Below are 17217 nucleotides of genomic sequence, written 5' to 3'. Positions count from 1 at the left end.
GCGTTTATCGTACCATGCACGGACGTTTATTGTCGAATGCCCAGTCTGGGATCAGGTACTGCATCGCCATCGCGTCGTCGCGGGCGCCCAGACCGTGTTTCTGATACAGCTCGTGGGCCTTCATGACCTGGTCCATATCCAGCTCAACGCCTAACCCCGGCGTGGAAGGTACCTGCACCATGCCACCTTTGATCTCAAACGGCGCTTTGGTCAGGCGCTGATTCCCTTCCTGCCAGATCCAGTGCGTATCGATAGCGGTGATCGTGCCCGGCGCGGCGGCGGCAACGTGGGTGAACATCGCCAGCGACACATCGAAGTGATTGTTGGAGTGCGAGCCCCAGGTCAGGCCAAACTCATGGCACATCTGCGCCACGCGAACCGACCCCTGCATTGTCCAGAAGTGCGGGTCCGCCAGTGGAATGTCGACAGACTGCAGTGACAGGGTGTGTCCCATCTGACGCCAGTCGGTGGCAATCATGTTGGTCGCGGTCGGCAGCCCCGTGGCACGACGGAACTCGGCCATCACTTCCCGGCCAGAGAAGCCCTGTTCAGCCCCGCACGGATCCTCCGCATAGGCCAGCACGCCCTTCAGCTGCTTGCCGATGGCGATCGCTTCATTAAGCGACCAGGCACCATTCGGATCCAGCGTCACGCGCGCCTGCGGGAAACGTTTTGCCAGCGCGGTGATGGCTTGCGCCTCTTCCTCTCCGGCCAGCACGCCGCCCTTCAGTTTGAAATCGTTGAAGCCATATTTTTCGTACGCGGCTTCCGCCAGACGCACCACCGCGTCCGGGGTCATCGCCTCGTCGTGGCGGAGCCGGTACCAGTCGCATTTGTCATCCGCCTGGCTCTGATAGGGCAGAGGCGTCAGCTTGCGGTCGCCGACAAAGAACAGATAGCCCAGCATTTCCACTTCGCTGCGCTGCTGACCCTCGCCCAACAGCGAGGCAACGTTAACCCCCAGATGCTGGCCCAGCAGATCCAGCATCGCGGCTTCAATGCCGGTTACCACGTGAATGGTGGTGCGCAGATCGAACGTCTGCAGACCACGACCACCGGCATCGCGGTCGGCAAAGGTGTTACGCACGGTATTGAGAACATTTTTGTACTCACCCAGCGTTTTGCCCACCACCAGCGGAATGGCCTCTTCCAGCGTTTTGCGGATCTTCTCCCCGCCCGGAATTTCCCCCACGCCGGTGTGGCCGGCATTGTCTTTGATAATCACAATATTGCGGGTAAAGAATGGCGCATGTGCGCCGCTCAGGTTCATCAACATGCTGTCATGGCCCGCAACCGGTACGATCTGCATGGCGGTGACGACAGGGGTAGAAAAAGTACTCATCGTTCAATCCTTTTATCAGTGACGTCCGAAAACAGGGCGCTTACGGTCAAATGTCCAGCCGGGAATAAGGTACTGCATTGGGCCCGCGTCGTTACGCGCGCCGCCCGGCAATTTTTTATACGCCTCATGGGCTTTGTGGATCTGATCCCAGTCAGGCTCCACGCCCAGGCCCGGCGCATCCGGTACGGCAATCTTGCCCTGTTTGATTTCCAGCGGATTTTTCGTCAGGCGGGCTTCTCCCTCCTGCCAAATCCAGTGGGTGTCGATGGCGGTCGGATTACCCGGCGCCGCCGCGCCAACGTGGGTAAACATCGCCAGCGAAATATCGAAGTGGTTGTTCGAGTGACAGCCCCAGGTCAGGCCCCACTCATCGCACAGCTGCGCCACGCGCACCGCGCCTGAAAGCGTCCAGAAGTGGGGGTCTGCCAGCGGGATGTCGACGGCGTTCAGCATCACCGCATGCCCCATTTCACGCCAGTTGGTGGCGATCATATTGGTCGCCACCGGCAGCCCGGTGGCACGACGAAACTCGGCCATCACTTCACGGCCCGAGAAGCCCTGCTCCGCTCCGCAAGGATCTTCCGCATAGGTCAGAACATCCTGCAGCCCTTTGCACAGGCTAATCGCTTCCTCCAGCAGCCATGCGCCGTTCGGGTCAACGGTAATGCGTGCCTCCGGAAAGCGCTTTTTCAACGCCCGTGCCGTTTCAATCTCCTGCTCGCCGGGTAGCACACCGCCCTTCAGTTTGAAATCCTTAAAGCCGTAGCGATCCTGCGCGGCCTCGGCCAGACGCACCACGGCCTCCCCGGAGAGCGCCTCCTGGTGGCGCAGGTGATACCAGTCATGGTCGCCCGTGGATCGCGCCAGATAAGGGAGATCGGTTTTATTACGATCGCCCACGTAGAACAGATAGCCCAGCACCGTCACCGCATCACGCTGTTTACCCGGCCCCAGCAGCTCGCAAACCGGAACATTCAGCGCCTGGCCCAGCAGGTCGAGCAGGGCGGCCTCCAGTGCGGCGACCGCATTGACGCGCAGTTCGAACGTCCAGGCGCCTTTCCCGAACGTGTCAAAGTCTGCCGACTGATTGCCCTTATGCACCCGCTGAACCACCTTATTCAGACGGGCAATCTCCTGGCCCACTACCTGCGGGATGGCATCGACCAGCGTCTGGTAAATGACCTCACCGCCAGGGGCTTCACCCATGCCGGTATGCCCTGCGCTGTCTTTCAGCACCACGATATTGCGGGTAAACCAGGCGTTATGGGCGCCGCCAATATTGAGCAGCATGCTGTCCTGGCCAGCCACCGGGATAACCTTCATCTCCGTGACGATTGGGCTCGATTGCGTTGTCATCAGCCACGCTCCGCAACAGGTTTAAGCTCGACGCGTTTGATATCGCCCACCAGCACCAGATAGCTCAGCACCGCGACCAGCGCATGCACCCCCACATAAATCAGCGCACCGTTGAAAGATCCGGTCGTGCCGACGATGTAACCGATAGCAATTGGCGTAACAATCCCGGAGATATTGCCGAACATATTGAACAGACCGCCGCTCAGGCCGCTGATCTCCTTCGGTGCCGTATCCGCCATCACTGCCCAGCCGAGCGCGCCGATACCTTTGCCGAAGAAGGCCATCGCCATAAAGCCGATAATCATCCATTCCGCATTTACGTAGTTACAGAACACCATGGTCATGGAGAGCAGCATACCGAGCACAATCGGCGTTTTACGCGCGATGTTCAGTGATCCCGTGCGGCGCATCAGCCAGTCAGAGATCACCCCGCCGAGCACGCCCCCTACGAAGCCGCAGATTGCCGGGACCGAGGCAACAAATCCCGCCTTCAGAATCGACATGCCGCGGGCCTGCACCAGGTACACCGGGAACCAGGTGATGAAGAAGTAGGTTAAGGCGTTAATGCAGTACTGACCCAGATAGATCCCGATCATCATCCTGGAGCCAACGAGCTGTTTGATCTGCGCCCATTTCTGACTGAACGGGACTTTCGCCGTCGCCGATTTTTGATCCATATTGATCAGCGCGCCACCTTCTGCGATGTACTCCAGCTCTTTTTTATTCACGCCAGGGTGCTGGCTGGGTTCGTGGATCACTTTCAGCCAGACAAAGCTGATCACGATCCCCAGCCCGCCCATAAAGAAGAACACGTGCGACCAGCCCACCTCATGCGTCAGCCAGCCCATAATGGGGGCAAAGATCACCGTGGCGAAGTACTGTGCGGAGTTAAAAATCGCCACCGCCGTTCCCCTCTCCTGCGCCGGGAACCAGGCGGCCACAATGCGGCTGTTGCCGGGGAAAGAAGGGGCTTCCGCTAAGCCCACCAGGAAGCGCAGCGTGAAGAGCGCGACGATGATGCCAAAGCCGCTGAACACATCGACGAAGCCCTGTAACAGGGTGAAGGCAGACCAGATGAAGATGGACCAGAAATAGACCCGTTTCGAGCCAAAACGGTCCAGCAGCCAGCCGCCAGGAATCTGCCCGATGACGTAGGCCCATGAGAACGCAGAGAAAACGTAACCCATGCCCACGGGATCAAGGCCGATGTCTTTCGCCATTTCCGAGCCGGCAATCGACAGCGTGGCGCGGTCACCATAGTTAAAGGATGTGACGATAAACAGCATCACCACTATCCAGTAGCGGGCATTGGTGCGCTTTTCAGCGCGGCTCGCTGCGTGGCTTAATGTACTCATTGTTGCACTCCTGAAACATAGCTTTCGCCAGGTTCATTCTGTACAGCACCGGTAGGGTAATCAGAATGAGATTTATGTTTTGTCGTTTTGGTACGGCCTGCAGCCGTTTTATCGTGACCGGAAAAGTATATGAAGGAGTGACACGTTCTCTCACCGTGCAAAAACACAGTATTAAAGAGTGTGAGGGAGGTTGTTTAGGGCATAAGCCCAGAGGAGTGGAAGGTGGTTCACGGAAATGGCGTTTGGTGCGGGGTGTAATGCCGGGTGGCGGCTACGCCTGACCCGGCCAGGAAAACCCGTAGGCCCGCGCAAGCGAAGCGCCGCCAGGTAGAGTGTTATTTGAGAAGTGAGGCCCAGTTTTCCACCCACGGGTTTGATTCACTCTCAGGTTCAGGGTGTTCGCCCGCGTCAATCATCAGCATCTCGCCAACGCGCTGGGCGCTCTGCTCCTGGAGGAGCGCATCGAACTGCTTGCCGCCGCCGCAGAAGTTGGCGTACGAGCTGTCGCCGAGGGCAATGATGCCGTAGTGAACGTCAGGCTGATAGCCAAGCTGCTCTTTAATGCCCTGGAACAGCGGCACGATGCTGTCCGGCAGATCGCCCTGCCCGGTGGTGGAGGTCACCACCAGAATGTATTTATCTTTATACTTTTCCCAGTCCGCCAGCACCGGGTCTTCATAGACCGTGGCTTTATGGCCCTTGCCTGCCAGAATCGCCTCAGCCTCTTCCGCGACCAGCAGCGAGTTGCCGTACATTGTGCCGACAAAAATGCCTACTTCAGCCATGATATTTTCCCTTTTTGAATACGCTTATTGTTCATCCTGAACGTTGCCTGATACAAACTCAACCCTTTCATTTTCGGGGAGTTGTCCCAGCCAGCCAAACTGTGACAGCGCCTGCATCCAGACGTCATCCAGCCCCGCGCGGATAGTCAGCGGTTCGCCGGTAAACGGGTGCGTCAGGCTGAGCTCGCTGGCGTGTAACATCAAACGGTTGCAGCCAAAATGTTCGGCCGCGCTGCGATTCTGGCGCAAATCACCGTGTTTGCTGTCACCAATAATCGGATGACGCAGATGCTTCAGGTGTCGGCGAAGCTGGTGTTTACGCCCGGTTTTTGGCAAAAGCTCCACCAGGCTGTAACGCGTGGAGGGAAATTTGCCGGTGGCGACCGGCATGTCGGTGGTCGCCATACCGCGATAATCCGTCACGGCAGGCTGCGGGCCCTTATCCTCGCGGGCAAATTTATCGGCGATTTTGTCCAGTTCCTCCACCAGCGGATAGTCCAGGGTGGCGGAGTCGGTCAGCCAGCCACGGACGATGGCGTGGTAGCGTTTCTGGATCTGGTGCTGTTCGAACTGCTGCGCCAGCAGACGCCCTGCTTCGCTGGAAAGCCCCATCAGCAGCACGCCGGAGGTCGGCCTGTCGAGACGATGGGCAGTAAACACATGCTGACCAATCTGGTCGCGCACGGTTTGCATCACCACCACTTTCTCGTCGCGATCCAGCCAGCTTCGGTGCACCAGCCAGCCTGACGGTTTATTCACCGCCACCAGCCATTCATCCTGATAAAGGATCTCAAGCGTCATGCATCTTCACCGGCAAACAGGGCATCCAGTTTTTCCAGTTCGACCAGCATCACGTCGCGAGCAGGGTGCGTCGCCTCCAGCGCCATTTCATAATAGGGAGAAACAGCAAACGCCTGCGGCAACGGGTGTCCGCCCTCAAGCAACGCGTGCATTCGCGGAAGTAAAACCCACTGGAGCCACTCGAACGGTGCCAGCGTATCCAGGCAGAAGGGCTGGGTGCTCGCGAACGCTTCTGGCTGCGGCGCGGTCTCCTGCCACAGCTGATGTTGGCGCAAAAGGGCTTCGATGGCGTGCAACTGAGCACGAACGCTATCGTAATGCGTCATAGTAACCTCAACTGAAAAAGTGAACGGCGCGCAGCATAGCATTGCGGAAGGCAGAAATAAAAAAAGGGAGCACTGTAAAAACAGTGCTCCCGGTTCGTTTCGCAGCATTCCAGCTACAATTCGTGCTCCCTGCTCATCCGTGACAACTTTTCCTGAAGCCCGAAGGCCTGGTCATCCGTAAACCGATGCATCCTGCACACATCTTCCTGACGTGTCTGTTTCATCCTGAAACGTCCTGGCCTTCCTGACCCACCGACCATCCTGACCGGTTCTCGTTCTCCTTCCTGGAGGTGTCCCTTACGCTTCCTGCGTTATCCACTTGCTTCATCCTGAAGCCTTCCTGCAGCGCCATCCTGACGTGTCCTGTGTAAGAAACGTCATCATCCTGATGTTCGTTTCTTGTGTCGGCGTCCTGTCGACGGAGATAGAATCCGCTATTCCGCTTCGTCTTACAACCCACCCTGTCAGGAGTGTAAGCCGTAAGAAACCGCGAAATCAGAAGCGATGATCCAGTAATCCGTTGAAATACAGCGTGATATTAATCTTAATTGAATAAGGCAATACTGAATGATCCAGCGATCTCTCACAAACCTTGTAAGAGATCTCTCACACGCGGTGTAGCATCATGGATTACAGAAGCGGCTCAAGTCGGGTGAGGAAATCCGCAAGAGAGGGGGCGAGAGTCTCGCGATTGCGGGTGCCGATGGTCTCTTTAATCACTTCTCCGGACAGGTTACAGACGGAGATAACATCCAGTTCGCTGTCGAGTGTGGCGATAAAGAGCGTCGGAGAAAGCTTAAGGCGTTTTTGCGTGACCAGATGACCAATCAGGTTTTCCTGAACACGCAGCAGATCGTCTTCGCTCCAGGTCTGCAACAGCGTCAGCGTCATGTTCGCAAAGCGCGCAGGCATATCCCCTGCAAACTGCGTGGCATAAAACGCATGAACCGCTGGTTTTACCACAATGTCCATTGCCCGTTCAACCGCATTTACATTTTGCTCGCCGGTATTGGGCTTCGGCTGCCAGATCACGTAATCGTCGGGCGAAGAGATAATGCAGGGTGAGGGTACACCGTATAAATCAGCACTTTGCGGCCATGTACCGTGCTTTTCATGCCAGGCATCGCAATAGCGGGTGGTGAAGGTAGTCAGGGCATTTGCAGTTTCGATGTCCACCGATTTCTCTCTTCTTGTCAGACAGGATAAACTCAGGGCATAAGTGTACCTGTAAAGTGGCTATGAAACATGTCTTACGAAAATCATCAGGCGTTAACCGGCTTAACGCTGGGTAAATCGACCGACTACCGCGATACCTACGATGCCAGCCTGCTGCAGGGCGTACCGCGCAGCCTGAATCGCGATCCGCTGGGTCTGCATGCGGACGCGCTGCCGTTTGTCGGCGGGGATATCTGGACGCTGTACGAACTCTCGTGGCTCAACGCCCGTGGGCTACCGCAGGTGGCGGTGGGCCACGTTGAGCTGGATTACGCCAGCCAGAATCTAGTGGAATCCAAAAGCTTCAAGCTCTATCTCAACAGCTTTAACCAGACCAGATTCAACAGCTGGGACGACGTTCAGCACACGCTGGAACGTGATTTAAGCGCCTGTGCGCAGGGCAAGGTAAGCGTTTCACTGTATCGCCTGCACGAGCTGGAAGGGCAGCCGATTGCCCACTTCAACGGGACCTGCATCGACGATCAGGACATCGAGGTGGAGAACTATGAATTCAGCGCCGACTACCTCGAAAACGCGGCAAGCGGAAAGGTGGTCGACGAGACGCTGGTCAGCCATCTGCTGAAATCCAACTGCCTGATTACCCACCAGCCTGACTGGGGCTCGGTGCAGATCCAGTATCGCGGCCCGAAAATCGACCGGGAAAAGCTGCTGCGCTATCTGGTGTCGTTCCGCCATCACAACGAATTCCACGAGCAGTGCGTGGAGCGCATCTTCAGCGACATCCAGCGTTTCTGCCAGCCAGAAAAACTGAGCGTATATGCGCGCTACACCCGCCGTGGCGGTCTGGACATTAACCCGTGGCGGACCAATACCGATTTTGTGCCTGCGACGGGCCGGCTGGTGCGTCAGTAAGATAACTATTTTCACAATATGCGCGGTTTGTTCCGCGCTTTAGGTTGTGAAACGTCACGCGCCAGGGCTATTGTAATCAACAGGGAAAGACGATAATCGTCCCGTAAGGAGCTCACTTGATTACACATATTAGCCCACTTGGCTCAATGGATATGTTGTCGCAGCTGGAAGTGGACATGCTTAAACGCACGGCCAGCAGCGATCTTTATCAACTGTTTCGTAACTGTTCACTTGCCGTACTGAACTCCGGAAGCCTGACAGATAACAGTAAAGAACTGCTGTCCCGCTTCGAAAGCTTTGATATCAACGTGCTGCGACGCGAGCGTGGCGTGAAGCTTGAAGTCATCAATCCACCGGAAGAGGCCTTCGTCGACGGACGTATCATTCGTTCACTTCAGGCTAACCTGTTTGCCGTGCTGCGCGACATCCTGTTTGTTAACGGGCAGATCCACAACGCCGGCCGCTTCCAGCATCTCGACCTGGAAAGCTCAGTCCATATCACCAACCTGGTGTTCTCCATTTTGCGCAACGCCCGTGCCCTGCACGTTGGCGAAGCACCCAATATGGTCGTCTGTTGGGGCGGCCACTCTATTAACGAAACCGAATATCTTTATGCCCGTCGGGTGGGAACACAACTCGGCCTGCGTGAGCTGAATATCTGTACCGGTTGCGGCCCGGGCGCCATGGAGGCGCCAATGAAAGGTGCCGCGGTGGGGCATGCTCAGCAGCGTTACAAAGAGGGACGCTTTATCGGCATGACCGAGCCGTCAATCATCGCCGCTGAACCACCTAACCCACTGGTTAACGAGCTGATTATCATGCCGGATATCGAGAAACGTCTTGAGGCGTTTGTCCGTATCGCCCATGGCATTATCATCTTCCCGGGCGGCGTAGGAACGGCGGAAGAGCTGCTCTATCTGCTGGGGATCCTGATGAACCCGGCTAACAAAGATCAGGTGCTACCGCTGATCCTGACCGGGCCAAAAGAGAGCGCCGACTACTTCCGCGTGCTGGACGAGTTTATCGTGCATACGCTGGGCGAAACCGCGCGCCGCCACTATCGCATCATCATTGATGATGCCGCGGAAGTGGCGCGTCAGATGAAAAAAGCGATGCCGCTGGTGAAAGAAAACCGCCGTGATACCGGGGATGCCTACAGCTTTAACTGGTCAATCCGCATTGCGCCGGACCTGCAGATCCCGTTCGAGCCAACGCATGAGAATATGGCAAACCTGAAACTGTATCCGGATCAGCCGGTGGAAGTGCTGGCGGCCGACCTGCGTCGTGCCTTCTCCGGCATTGTGGCGGGTAACGTTAAAGAGGTAGGTATTCGCGCTATCGAGCAGCATGGTCCGTACAAGATCCACGGCGATCCGGAAATGATGCGCCGCATGGACGACATGCTGCAGGGCTTTGTTGCGCAGCACCGCATGAAGCTGCCTGGCTCAGCCTACATTCCTTGCTACGAAATCTGCACATAACGCTTAGCAGCGTCTCACCAAAGCCGGGTCGCCCTGTCGCGTATCCCGGCTTTTTTTATTACCGAAGCAATTCATATATATCCCTTATGTGATTTACAAAGTTTTCACATACGCAAACGATTACTTCGTTTTTGCGACCGTAAATTATCAGCCTTAATCCAAATTACCTGCCAGAAAATCCTAAAAACCTGCTTCTTTACAGCTAAAGACACCTATATCACGGGCCAGTCTTTCAGCCCACATGTCGTTGGTGGTAGCCTTCGCGCCCGTAAATTCTCTTTGATGTTTTTTTAACAGATAAATGGTCTAAAGATGCCCACATCATAAGTGGATTATTGCATTTGGGATCAGGATCACTGATAGATTCATAACTAGAATGTATCTTTCCGCCCGCCAATAGTTACGGGTGAAAATTATTAAAAAACCGTCACTGAACGAATTTCATATTACCGTCAGGCACTTTTTCATCGGATTTGACTAAAAACCTGACAATTCGCTTCCTCCAGGAGATACAGATGGAAACCACTCAAACCAGCACCGTTGCTTCGATTGAATCCCGAAGTGGTTGGCGCAAAACGGATACCATGTGGATGCTTGGCCTTTACGGCACAGCAATCGGCGCTGGTGTACTGTTCCTTCCTATCAACGCAGGCGTCGGCGGTCTGATCCCGCTGATCATTATGGCAATCATTGCTTTCCCGATGACCTTCTTCGCACACCGCGGACTGACCCGCTTCGTGCTGTCCGGTAAAAATCCGGGTGAAGACATCACTGAAGTGGTTGAAGAACATTTCGGCGTGGGTGCAGGTAAACTGATTACCCTGCTCTACTTCTTCGCGATTTACCCTATCCTGCTGGTCTACAGCGTGGCGATCACCAACACCGTTGAAAGCTTCATGACGCACCAGCTGCACATGACGCCACCACCACGTGCGATTCTGTCTCTGATCCTGATTGTGGGCATGATGACCATTGTGCGCTTTGGTGAGCAGATGATTGTTAAAGCGATGAGCGTGCTGGTGTTCCCGTTTGTGGCTGCGCTGATGTTACTGGCCTGCTACCTGATCCCACAGTGGAACGGTGCCGCGCTGGAAACCCTGTCCCTGAGCAGCGCATCTGCAACCGGTAACGGCCTGCTGATGACCCTGTGGCTGGCAATCCCGGTAATGGTCTTCTCCTTCAACCACTCTCCAATCATCTCTTCTTTCGCTGTGGCGAAACGTGAAGAGTACGGTAATGGTGCTGAGAAGAAGTGCTCCAGCATTCTGGCACGCGCTCACATCATGATGGTGCTGACCGTTATGTTCTTCGTATTCAGCTGCGTACTGAGCCTCTCCCCGGCGGATCTGGCGGCAGCGAAAGAGCAGAACATCTCTATTCTGTCTTACCTGGCAAACCACTTTAACGCACCGCTGATTGCGTGGATGGCTCCGATCATCGCGATGATCGCCATCACCAAATCCTTCCTCGGCCACTACCTGGGCGCACGTGAAGGCTTCAACGGTATGGTGATTAAATCTCTGCGCGGTAAAGGTAAGAGCATTGAAATCAGCAAGCTGAACAAAATCACTGCGCTGTTCATGCTGGTGACCACCTGGGCTGTTGCCACCCTGAACCCAAGCATCCTGGGCATGATTGAAACCCTGGGCGGCCCGGTTATCGCGATGATTCTGTTCCTGATGCCGATGTACGCGATTCAGAAAGTCCCTGCTATGCGTAAATACAGCGGTCATGTGAGCAACGTCTTTGTGGTTATCATGGGGCTTATCGCTATCTCTGCGATCTTCTACTCCCTGTACACCATGTTCTGATTATCACCCGCGCCGTCCCTGGACGGCGCACTCCTTCCTCTCTGACTGAAAGCAATGGACGCATCATGATTAGCGTATTCGATATCTTCAAAATCGGTATTGGTCCTTCCAGCTCTCACACCGTCGGACCGATGAAAGCCGGTAAGCAGTTCACGGATGACTTGATTGCACGCGGCATTCTGCACGACGTCACCCGCGTGGTTGTCGATGTGTACGGCTCGCTTTCCCTGACCGGGAAAGGTCACCATACCGATATCGCCATTATCATGGGCCTGGCGGGAAACCTGCCGGATACCGTTGATATTGATGCGATCCCTGGCTTCATCCAGGACGTTAACACCCACGGTCGCCTGCTGCTGGCAAACGGCGAACACGAAGTGGAATTCCCGGTTGATCGCTGCATGAATTTCCATGCCGACAACCTGTCGCTGCACGAAAACGGTATGCGTATTACCGCGCTGGCAGGCGATAACGCGGTATACAGCCAGACTTACTACTCTATCGGCGGCGGTTTTATCGTCGACGAAGACCACTTTGGTCAAACCAGCACCTCCTCTGTAGAAGTGCCGTATCCGTACAAAACGGCGGCGGATCTCCAGCGTCACTGCCAGGAGACGGGACTTTCCCTCTCCGGTCTGATGATGAAAAACGAGCTGGCCCTGCACAGTAAAGAAGAGCTGGAACAGCACTTTGCAAACGTCTGGGAAGTGATGCGCGGTGGTATTGAGCGCGGGATCACCACCGAAGGCGTCCTGCCGGGCAAGCTTCGTGTACCGCGTCGTGCCGCCGCGCTGCGTCGTATGCTGGTGAGCACCGACAAAACGACCACGGACCCGATGGCCGTCGTGGACTGGATCAACATGTTCGCTCTGGCGGTAAACGAAGAGAACGCTGCCGGGGGCCGGGTGGTCACTGCGCCGACCAACGGTGCCTGCGGCATTGTTCCGGCGGTGCTGGCGTACTACGACAAGTTTATCCGTGAAGTGAACGCTAACTCTCTGGCGCGCTACCTGCTGGTCGCCAGTGCGATTGGTTCTCTGTATAAGATGAACGCCTCGATTTCCGGCGCGGAAGTGGGTTGCCAGGGGGAAGTTGGCGTGGCGTGCTCCATGGCTGCTGCAGGTCTGGCAGAGCTGCTGGGCGCAAGCCCGGCGCAGGTGTGCATTGCGGCCGAAATCGGTATGGAACACAACCTGGGGCTGACCTGTGACCCGGTAGCCGGACAGGTACAGGTTCCGTGCATCGAGCGTAACGCGATCGCCTCCGTGAAGGCGGTTAACGCGGCGCGTATGGCGCTGCGCCGCACCAGCGAGCCGCGTGTCTGTCTCGATAAGGTTATCGAAACCATGTATGAAACCGGTAAAGATATGAACGCCAAATACCGCGAAACCTCGCGCGGGGGCCTGGCGATGAAGATCGTTACCTGCGATTAAGCCTCCCAGGAAGCCTCGTTTTGCGAGGCTTCTTCCTGTTTTCCCCACCATTCATAGTTTCATGCTGCTGACAGTGTTACCCTTCTTGCATTAGATAGAAGGGAGATTATCTGTGGCTGTTCATTTGCTCATCGTCGACGCGCTCAACCTGATTCGCCGGATCCACGCGGTGCAAGGCACGCCCTGTAAGGACACCTGTCTGCATGCGCTGGAGCAACTCATTCGCCACAGCGAACCGACGCATGTCGTGGCGGTGTTTGATGACGAAGCACGCAACAGCGGCTGGCGACACCAGCGTTTACCGGACTATAAAGCCGGACGCGCCCCGATGCCGGACGATTTGCATGCAGAAATGCCGATGATCCGCTCGGCATTCGAGCAGCGTGGCGTGCCCTGCTGGGGTGCTGAGGGCAATGAAGCTGACGATCTGGCGGCCACGCTGGCGGTGAAGGTTGCCAGCGCCGGGCATCAGGCGACGATCGTCTCAACCGATAAAGGCTACTGCCAGCTGCTCTCTCCCACCATCCGCATCCGCGATTACTTCCAGAAACGCTGGCTCGACGCCCCGTTTATTGCCGGTGAATTTGGCGTCTCGCCAGAACAGTTGCCTGACTACTGGGGTCTGGCAGGGATAAGTAGCTCGAAGGTTCCGGGTGTGGCGGGCATAGGGCCGAAGAGTGCCGCGCAGCTGCTGACGGATTTTCAGAGTCTGGAAGGTATTTACGCCCGTCTGGACGAGGTGCCAGAAAAATGGCGCAAGAAGCTGGAAGCGCACAAAGAGATGGCGTTTATCTGCCGGGAGGTGGCAACGCTACAGACGGATTTGCAGCTGGACGGGAATTTGCAGCAGTTGAGGTTAGAGCGTTAACGCCCCCTCACCCTAACCCTCTCCCCATAGGGGAGAGGGGATCGCTCGGTGCTGTCTTTTCTCCCTCGCCCCTTTGGGGAGAGGGGATCGCTCGCCCCTTTGGGGAGAGGGGATCGCTCGGTACTGTCTTTTCTCCCTCGCCCCTTTGGGGAGAGGGGATCGCTCGGTACTGTCGTTTCTCCCTCGCCCCTTTGGGGAGAGGGGATCGCTCGGTGCTGTCTTTTCTCCCTCGCCCCTTTGGGGAGAGGGGATCGCTCGGTACTGTCTTTTCTCCCTCGCCCCTTTGGGGAGAGGGGATCGCTCGGTACTGTCGTTTCTCCCTCGCCCCTTTGGGGAGAGGGGATCGCTCGGTGCTGTCTTTTCTCCCTCGCCCCTTTGGGGAGAGGGGATCGCTCGGTACTGTCTTTTCTCCCTCGCCCCTTTGGGGAGAGGGGATCGCTCGGTGCTGTCTTTTCTCCCTCGTCCCTTTGGGGAGAGGGGATCGCTCGGTGCTGTCTTTTCTCCCTCGCCCCTTTGGGGAGAGGGCCGGGGTGAGGGGGAACTACCGCTCGTCGCGACGCCCGCCCACAGCCGCCCACCAGCGACGAATATGCACCGTCACCTCTTCACGGTCGTGATACAGCTGACGCGCCTGGATTTCCACGTTAATGCCGTGTTCATCCAGCTGTTCCTGAATATAGGCCAGGTTCTGCGACACCTCTTCGTAGCGCTTTTTCATCGGCAACTTGAGGTTGAAAATCGTCTCGCGACACCAGCCGTTCACCAGCCAGGAGGCCATCAGCGCGGCCACTTTTGCCGGTTTCTCAACCATGTCGCACACCATCCAGGAGATATTGTTACGGGTCGGGCGATAACGGAAGCCATCTTCACGCAGCCAGGTAACTTGTCCGGTATCCATCAGGCTTTGCGCCATCGGGCCGTTATCGACAGAAGAGACCCACATATTGCGTTTCACCAGCTGATAGGTCCAGCCACCCGGGCATGCGCCAAGATCGACAGCGTACATACCGTTTGCCAGACGCTCATCCCACTCATCCGCCGGAATAAAGACATGGAACGCCTCTTCCAGTTTCAGGGTGGATCGGCTCGGCGCATCGGCAGGGAACTTAAGGCGCGGGATCCCCATAAAGAACGGGGAGTTATTGTTGGTGTAGGAGTAACCTGTATAGCAGCAGCCCGGCGCAATAAAGAAGATATGCACCACCGGGCGCTTCGGCGTTTCGTAGTTCGTCAGCACACCCGCATCGCGCAGTGCCGCGCGCAGCGGCACGGTAAATTTGCGGCAGAACTTCATCAGCTCTTTGCTTTCGTTGGTATCCGCGACTTCAACGCGCAGCTCGCCCCCCTTCTCCACCACGCCCTGCAGCATGCCGACAATCGGCGTGATGCGGTCTTCCGGCGGAAGATCTTTGAGCAACTCACCCGCAACAAACATCTGGCGAGCGAAGATCAATGAGCTGAACGGCAGCTCACGCGCCAGCTTATCGGCATCTTCAGGCTGATAGCATTCGAATACCACATACCCCGCGTTCTCTTTCACGCGGGCAAAGCCGAAGACGTCGCGCTTCGCCGCTTTATCGGTAATTTCCGCGGCGCACTCTTTCTCAAACCCCGGGCGACAATATAAAACAACCTTATTCATGAACAACGCCCTTGCGTTTCAGACGGATAGCTCCGATAAACATTAATACCCAACCCGCCAGGAAGCTGACGCCGCCGACAGGTGTAACAAACGCCCACAGGCGTAAATGCGAAAGTGCCAGACAGTAAAGGCTGCCGCTGAAAAGCACCGTACCCAGCGCCAGGAAGACGCTGCTCCAGTAAAACCAGATGCTGATACGGCGCTGCATCGCCACCGCCAGACCAAAAATCGCCAGCGTATGGAACGCCTGATATTCAAGGCCGGTCTGGATCCAGCCCATCTCCACTGCGCCCAACGACTTGCTTAATACGTGTGCGCCAAAAGCGCCCAGTGCAACAAAAATAAAGCCACTCACCGCGGCAAAAATCAGCATGAATCGGCTGGTCATGTTTAAGTCCTGAATTGATGCGTGCCCGGCACACAAACGTTATTGTTCATACCTGAAGCGGAATTTTTCTTGCTCACTTGCCGCTTTCGCCAGTATCCACTGCCGGAAGGCGGCTATTTTACCCAGTTCTGCCTGACTGTCATGACAAACCAGATAAAACGCATTCTTGCTGACCAGTACATCATTAAAAGGACAAACCAGGCGGCCTGCCTCAATTTCGGACTGCGCCATGACGTTGTTCGCTAACGCCACGCCCTGCCCGTGAATGGCAGCCTGTAACACCATTGCGCTGTGGCTAAAAATGGGTCCCTGCTGCACGTTTATATGAGTAAGACCTAATTGACGGGTATAAGTTTGCCAGTCCCGGCGAGAAGCATCGTGCAAAAGCGTATGCTGAGCCAGGTCAGCGGGTGACTTCAGCGCCTTGTCGCCCGTTAACAGTAAGGGAGAACAGACCGGCAGGAGATATTCTGCGTATAATTTCTCGACACGCAAGCCCGGCCAGTTACCGCGCCCATAAAAAATGGCAACGTCCACATCATCGGCCAGTTTGTCTTCCTGGCGATCCACCGCCTGGATTCGAACGTCGATCCCCGGATAAGCTGAGTTAAAGCTTGAGAGTCTGGGCACCAGCCATTGAATGGCAAAACTGGGCAATAAACTAACAGTCAGGGCACCTTTTGCACTACGCGCCTGAAGCTTACGCGTGGCTTCCGTAAGCTGGGAAAAAATCTCTTTAATATCCTGAAAATAGCTCTGCCCCTCTTCGGTCAACAGCAGCGAACGGTTGCGTCGACGAAACAGCTTAAGGCCCAGAAAATCCTCCAGAGACTTGATTTGGTGACTTACTGCGGCCTGTGTCACAAAAAGCTCATCTGCTGCGCGGGTGAAGCTCAGGTGACGTGCTGCTGCATCAAAAACACGTAATGCATTGAGGGGTGGCAATCGCTTTGACATGGTTATCTGGCTTAGATGTTAACGGATTTTAACAAACAGGAAACAACGTTTAACCTATTAGTTTTTTTTATCTGAGCCATTATAATTTGTCCGTTGAGGAACTACCAGCAAATACCTATAGTGGCGGCACTTCCTGAGCCGGAACGAAGAGCTTTTTTCGGAATGCGTGTTCTGAAGGGCTTTTGGCTTACGGTTGTGATGTTGTGTTGTTGTGTTTGCAATTGGTCTGCGATTCAGACCACGGTAGCAACGCTACCAATTTTTCACTTCCTGTACATTTACCCTGTCTGTCCATAGTGATTAATGTAGCACCGCCAACTTGCGGTGCTTTTTTTTCGCCTGCGATCGGTTAATGCTCGATCTCTTTCATCTCTTTCACGTCCGTGCGGTTGATCTGCTGCTTGTTCCCGTTAGCATCTTTGTATGAAATCATTCCGGTATCGTTATCGGTTGTCGGTTTCCCTTCCGAAACAATGGAACGACCATCATTGGTGTGCATCACGTAGTTATTACCGGAACAGGCGCTCAGGGCAAAAGTAAACGCACAGGCAGAGATGATTGCAGCTGTCTTATTCATGATTATT

16 protein-coding genes are annotated in these 17217 nt (G+C 55.7%); 5 read left to right on the top strand and 11 right to left on the bottom strand.

Annotation, left to right across the window (positions count from 1 at the left end; all coding sequences use genetic code 11):
• Positions 1-4: 4 nt before the first annotated feature.
• The 7 genes from gudD to syd all read right to left on the bottom strand — a co-directional run bounded on the left by gudD (position 5) and on the right by syd (position 7141).
• Entirely contained in the window at positions 5-1342 is a 1338-nt protein-coding gene (gene gudD, locus GM298_RS06275; protein WP_095449222.1) for a glucarate dehydratase, read from the bottom strand.
• 15 nt (positions 1343-1357) lie between these two features.
• Entirely contained in the window at positions 1358-2698 is a 1341-nt protein-coding gene (locus GM298_RS06270) for an enolase C-terminal domain-like protein (protein ID WP_025757052.1), read from the bottom strand.
• Positions 2698-4053 carry an MFS transporter gene (locus GM298_RS06265; protein WP_095449220.1) on the bottom strand — a complete coding sequence of 452 codons (1356 nt, stop codon included), beginning with the start codon at positions 4051-4053 and terminating at the stop codon, positions 2698-2700. Before GM298_RS06265 ends, GM298_RS06270 begins: the two co-directional genes overlap by 1 nt.
• Positions 4054-4388: 335 nt before the next feature.
• Positions 4389-4838: a flavodoxin gene (locus GM298_RS06260; RefSeq protein WP_262783969.1), complete on the bottom strand. Its 450-nt coding sequence runs from the start codon at positions 4836-4838 to the stop codon at positions 4389-4391.
• 24 nt (positions 4839-4862) lie between these two features.
• A complete protein-coding gene (gene truC, locus GM298_RS06255; protein WP_047959379.1) occupies positions 4863-5639 on the bottom strand; it encodes a tRNA pseudouridine(65) synthase TruC in 777 nt (258 codons plus the stop codon).
• On the bottom strand, positions 5636-5965 hold the full coding sequence (locus GM298_RS06250) for a YqcC family protein (protein ID WP_025757048.1): 330 nt from the start codon (positions 5963-5965) through the stop codon (positions 5636-5638). Before GM298_RS06250 ends, truC begins: the two co-directional genes overlap by 4 nt.
• A gap of 630 nt (positions 5966-6595) precedes the next feature.
• Positions 6596-7141, bottom strand: a complete 546-nt coding sequence (gene syd / locus GM298_RS06245) for a SecY-interacting protein (RefSeq protein WP_266153793.1) — start codon at positions 7139-7141, stop codon at positions 6596-6598.
• A gap of 69 nt (positions 7142-7210) precedes the next feature.
• Here syd and queF point away from each other — a divergent pair, with 69 nt between their 5' ends.
• From queF to xni, 5 genes are all read left to right on the top strand, one after another.
• Positions 7211-8053 carry an NADPH-dependent 7-cyano-7-deazaguanine reductase QueF gene (gene queF / locus GM298_RS06240; RefSeq protein ID WP_059384981.1) on the top strand — a complete coding sequence of 281 codons (843 nt, stop codon included), beginning with the start codon at positions 7211-7213 and terminating at the stop codon, positions 8051-8053.
• A 116-nt stretch (positions 8054-8169) separates the two neighbouring features.
• Positions 8170-9534, top strand: coding sequence for a nucleotide 5'-monophosphate nucleosidase PpnN (gene ppnN, locus GM298_RS06235; RefSeq protein ID WP_025757045.1), 1365 nt, complete (start codon positions 8170-8172; stop codon positions 9532-9534).
• A 515-nt stretch (positions 9535-10049) separates the two neighbouring features.
• On the top strand, positions 10050-11345 hold the full coding sequence (locus GM298_RS06230) for an HAAAP family serine/threonine permease (RefSeq protein WP_025757044.1): 1296 nt from the start codon (positions 10050-10052) through the stop codon (positions 11343-11345).
• Between the two features lie 65 nt (positions 11346-11410).
• The gene (gene sdaB, locus GM298_RS06225) at positions 11411-12778 is read left to right on the top strand and encodes an L-serine ammonia-lyase II (protein ID WP_025757043.1); all 1368 of its coding nucleotides are present in this window, start codon (positions 11411-11413) and stop codon (positions 12776-12778) included.
• A 112-nt stretch (positions 12779-12890) separates the two neighbouring features.
• Positions 12891-13646 carry a flap endonuclease Xni gene (gene xni, locus GM298_RS06220; protein WP_266153792.1) on the top strand — a complete coding sequence of 252 codons (756 nt, stop codon included), beginning with the start codon at positions 12891-12893 and terminating at the stop codon, positions 13644-13646.
• Between the two features lie 541 nt (positions 13647-14187).
• Here xni and rlmM read toward each other — a convergent pair.
• From rlmM to GM298_RS06200, 4 genes are all read right to left on the bottom strand, one after another.
• Positions 14188-15288 carry a 23S rRNA (cytidine(2498)-2'-O)-methyltransferase RlmM gene (rlmM, locus tag GM298_RS06215; RefSeq protein ID WP_025757041.1) on the bottom strand — a complete coding sequence of 367 codons (1101 nt, stop codon included), beginning with the start codon at positions 15286-15288 and terminating at the stop codon, positions 14188-14190.
• Positions 15281-15676, bottom strand: a complete 396-nt coding sequence (locus tag GM298_RS06210; protein WP_008499646.1) for a DUF423 domain-containing protein — start codon at positions 15674-15676, stop codon at positions 15281-15283. Before GM298_RS06210 ends, rlmM begins: the two co-directional genes overlap by 8 nt.
• Before the next feature lie 39 nt (positions 15677-15715).
• Positions 15716-16633 carry a glycine cleavage system transcriptional regulator GcvA gene (gene gcvA, locus GM298_RS06205; protein WP_008499647.1) on the bottom strand — a complete coding sequence of 306 codons (918 nt, stop codon included), beginning with the start codon at positions 16631-16633 and terminating at the stop codon, positions 15716-15718.
• A 349-nt stretch (positions 16634-16982) separates the two neighbouring features.
• Positions 16983-17210 (bottom strand): YgdI/YgdR family lipoprotein, encoded by a 228-nt coding sequence (locus GM298_RS06200; RefSeq protein ID WP_008499648.1) that lies wholly within the window; start codon positions 17208-17210, stop codon positions 16983-16985.
• Positions 17211-17217: the final 7 nt, after the last annotated feature.

This window comes from Enterobacter sp. HSTU-ASh6, from assembly GCF_026319105.1.
GTDB lineage: Bacteria > Pseudomonadota > Gammaproteobacteria > Enterobacterales > Enterobacteriaceae > Enterobacter > Enterobacter sichuanensis.
The sequence above is the reverse complement of the archived record's forward strand: the minus strand, read 5'-3'. Positions and strand labels throughout refer to the sequence as shown.

Coding starts and splice junctions, on each gene's coding strand:
- sdaB (WP_025757043.1), top strand. CDS start 11,411: ATGATTAGCGTATTCGATATCTTCAAAATCGGTATTGGTCCTTCCAGC.
- GM298_RS06230 (WP_025757044.1), top strand. CDS start 10,050: ATGGAAACCACTCAAACCAGCACCGTTGCTTCGATTGAATCCCGAAGT.
- GM298_RS06250 (WP_025757048.1), bottom strand. CDS start 5,965: ATGACGCATTACGATAGCGTTCGTGCTCAGTTGCACGCCATCGAAGCC.
- gcvA (WP_008499647.1), bottom strand. CDS start 16,633: ATGTCAAAGCGATTGCCACCCCTCAATGCATTACGTGTTTTTGATGCA.
- GM298_RS06270 (WP_025757052.1), bottom strand. CDS start 2,698: ATGACAACGCAATCGAGCCCAATCGTCACGGAGATGAAGGTTATCCCG.
- GM298_RS06200 (WP_008499648.1), bottom strand. CDS start 17,210: ATGAATAAGACAGCTGCAATCATCTCTGCCTGTGCGTTTACTTTTGCC.
- GM298_RS06265 (WP_095449220.1), bottom strand. CDS start 4,053: ATGAGTACATTAAGCCACGCAGCGAGCCGCGCTGAAAAGCGCACCAAT.
- GM298_RS06210 (WP_008499646.1), bottom strand. CDS start 15,676: ATGACCAGCCGATTCATGCTGATTTTTGCCGCGGTGAGTGGCTTTATT.
- queF (WP_059384981.1), top strand. CDS start 7,211: ATGTCTTACGAAAATCATCAGGCGTTAACCGGCTTAACGCTGGGTAAA.
- rlmM (WP_025757041.1), bottom strand. CDS start 15,288: ATGAATAAGGTTGTTTTATATTGTCGCCCGGGGTTTGAGAAAGAGTGC.
- GM298_RS06260 (WP_262783969.1), bottom strand. CDS start 4,838: ATGGCTGAAGTAGGCATTTTTGTCGGCACAATGTACGGCAACTCGCTG.
- gudD (WP_095449222.1), bottom strand. CDS start 1,342: ATGAGTACTTTTTCTACCCCTGTCGTCACCGCCATGCAGATCGTACCG.
- truC (WP_047959379.1), bottom strand. CDS start 5,639: ATGACGCTTGAGATCCTTTATCAGGATGAATGGCTGGTGGCGGTGAAT.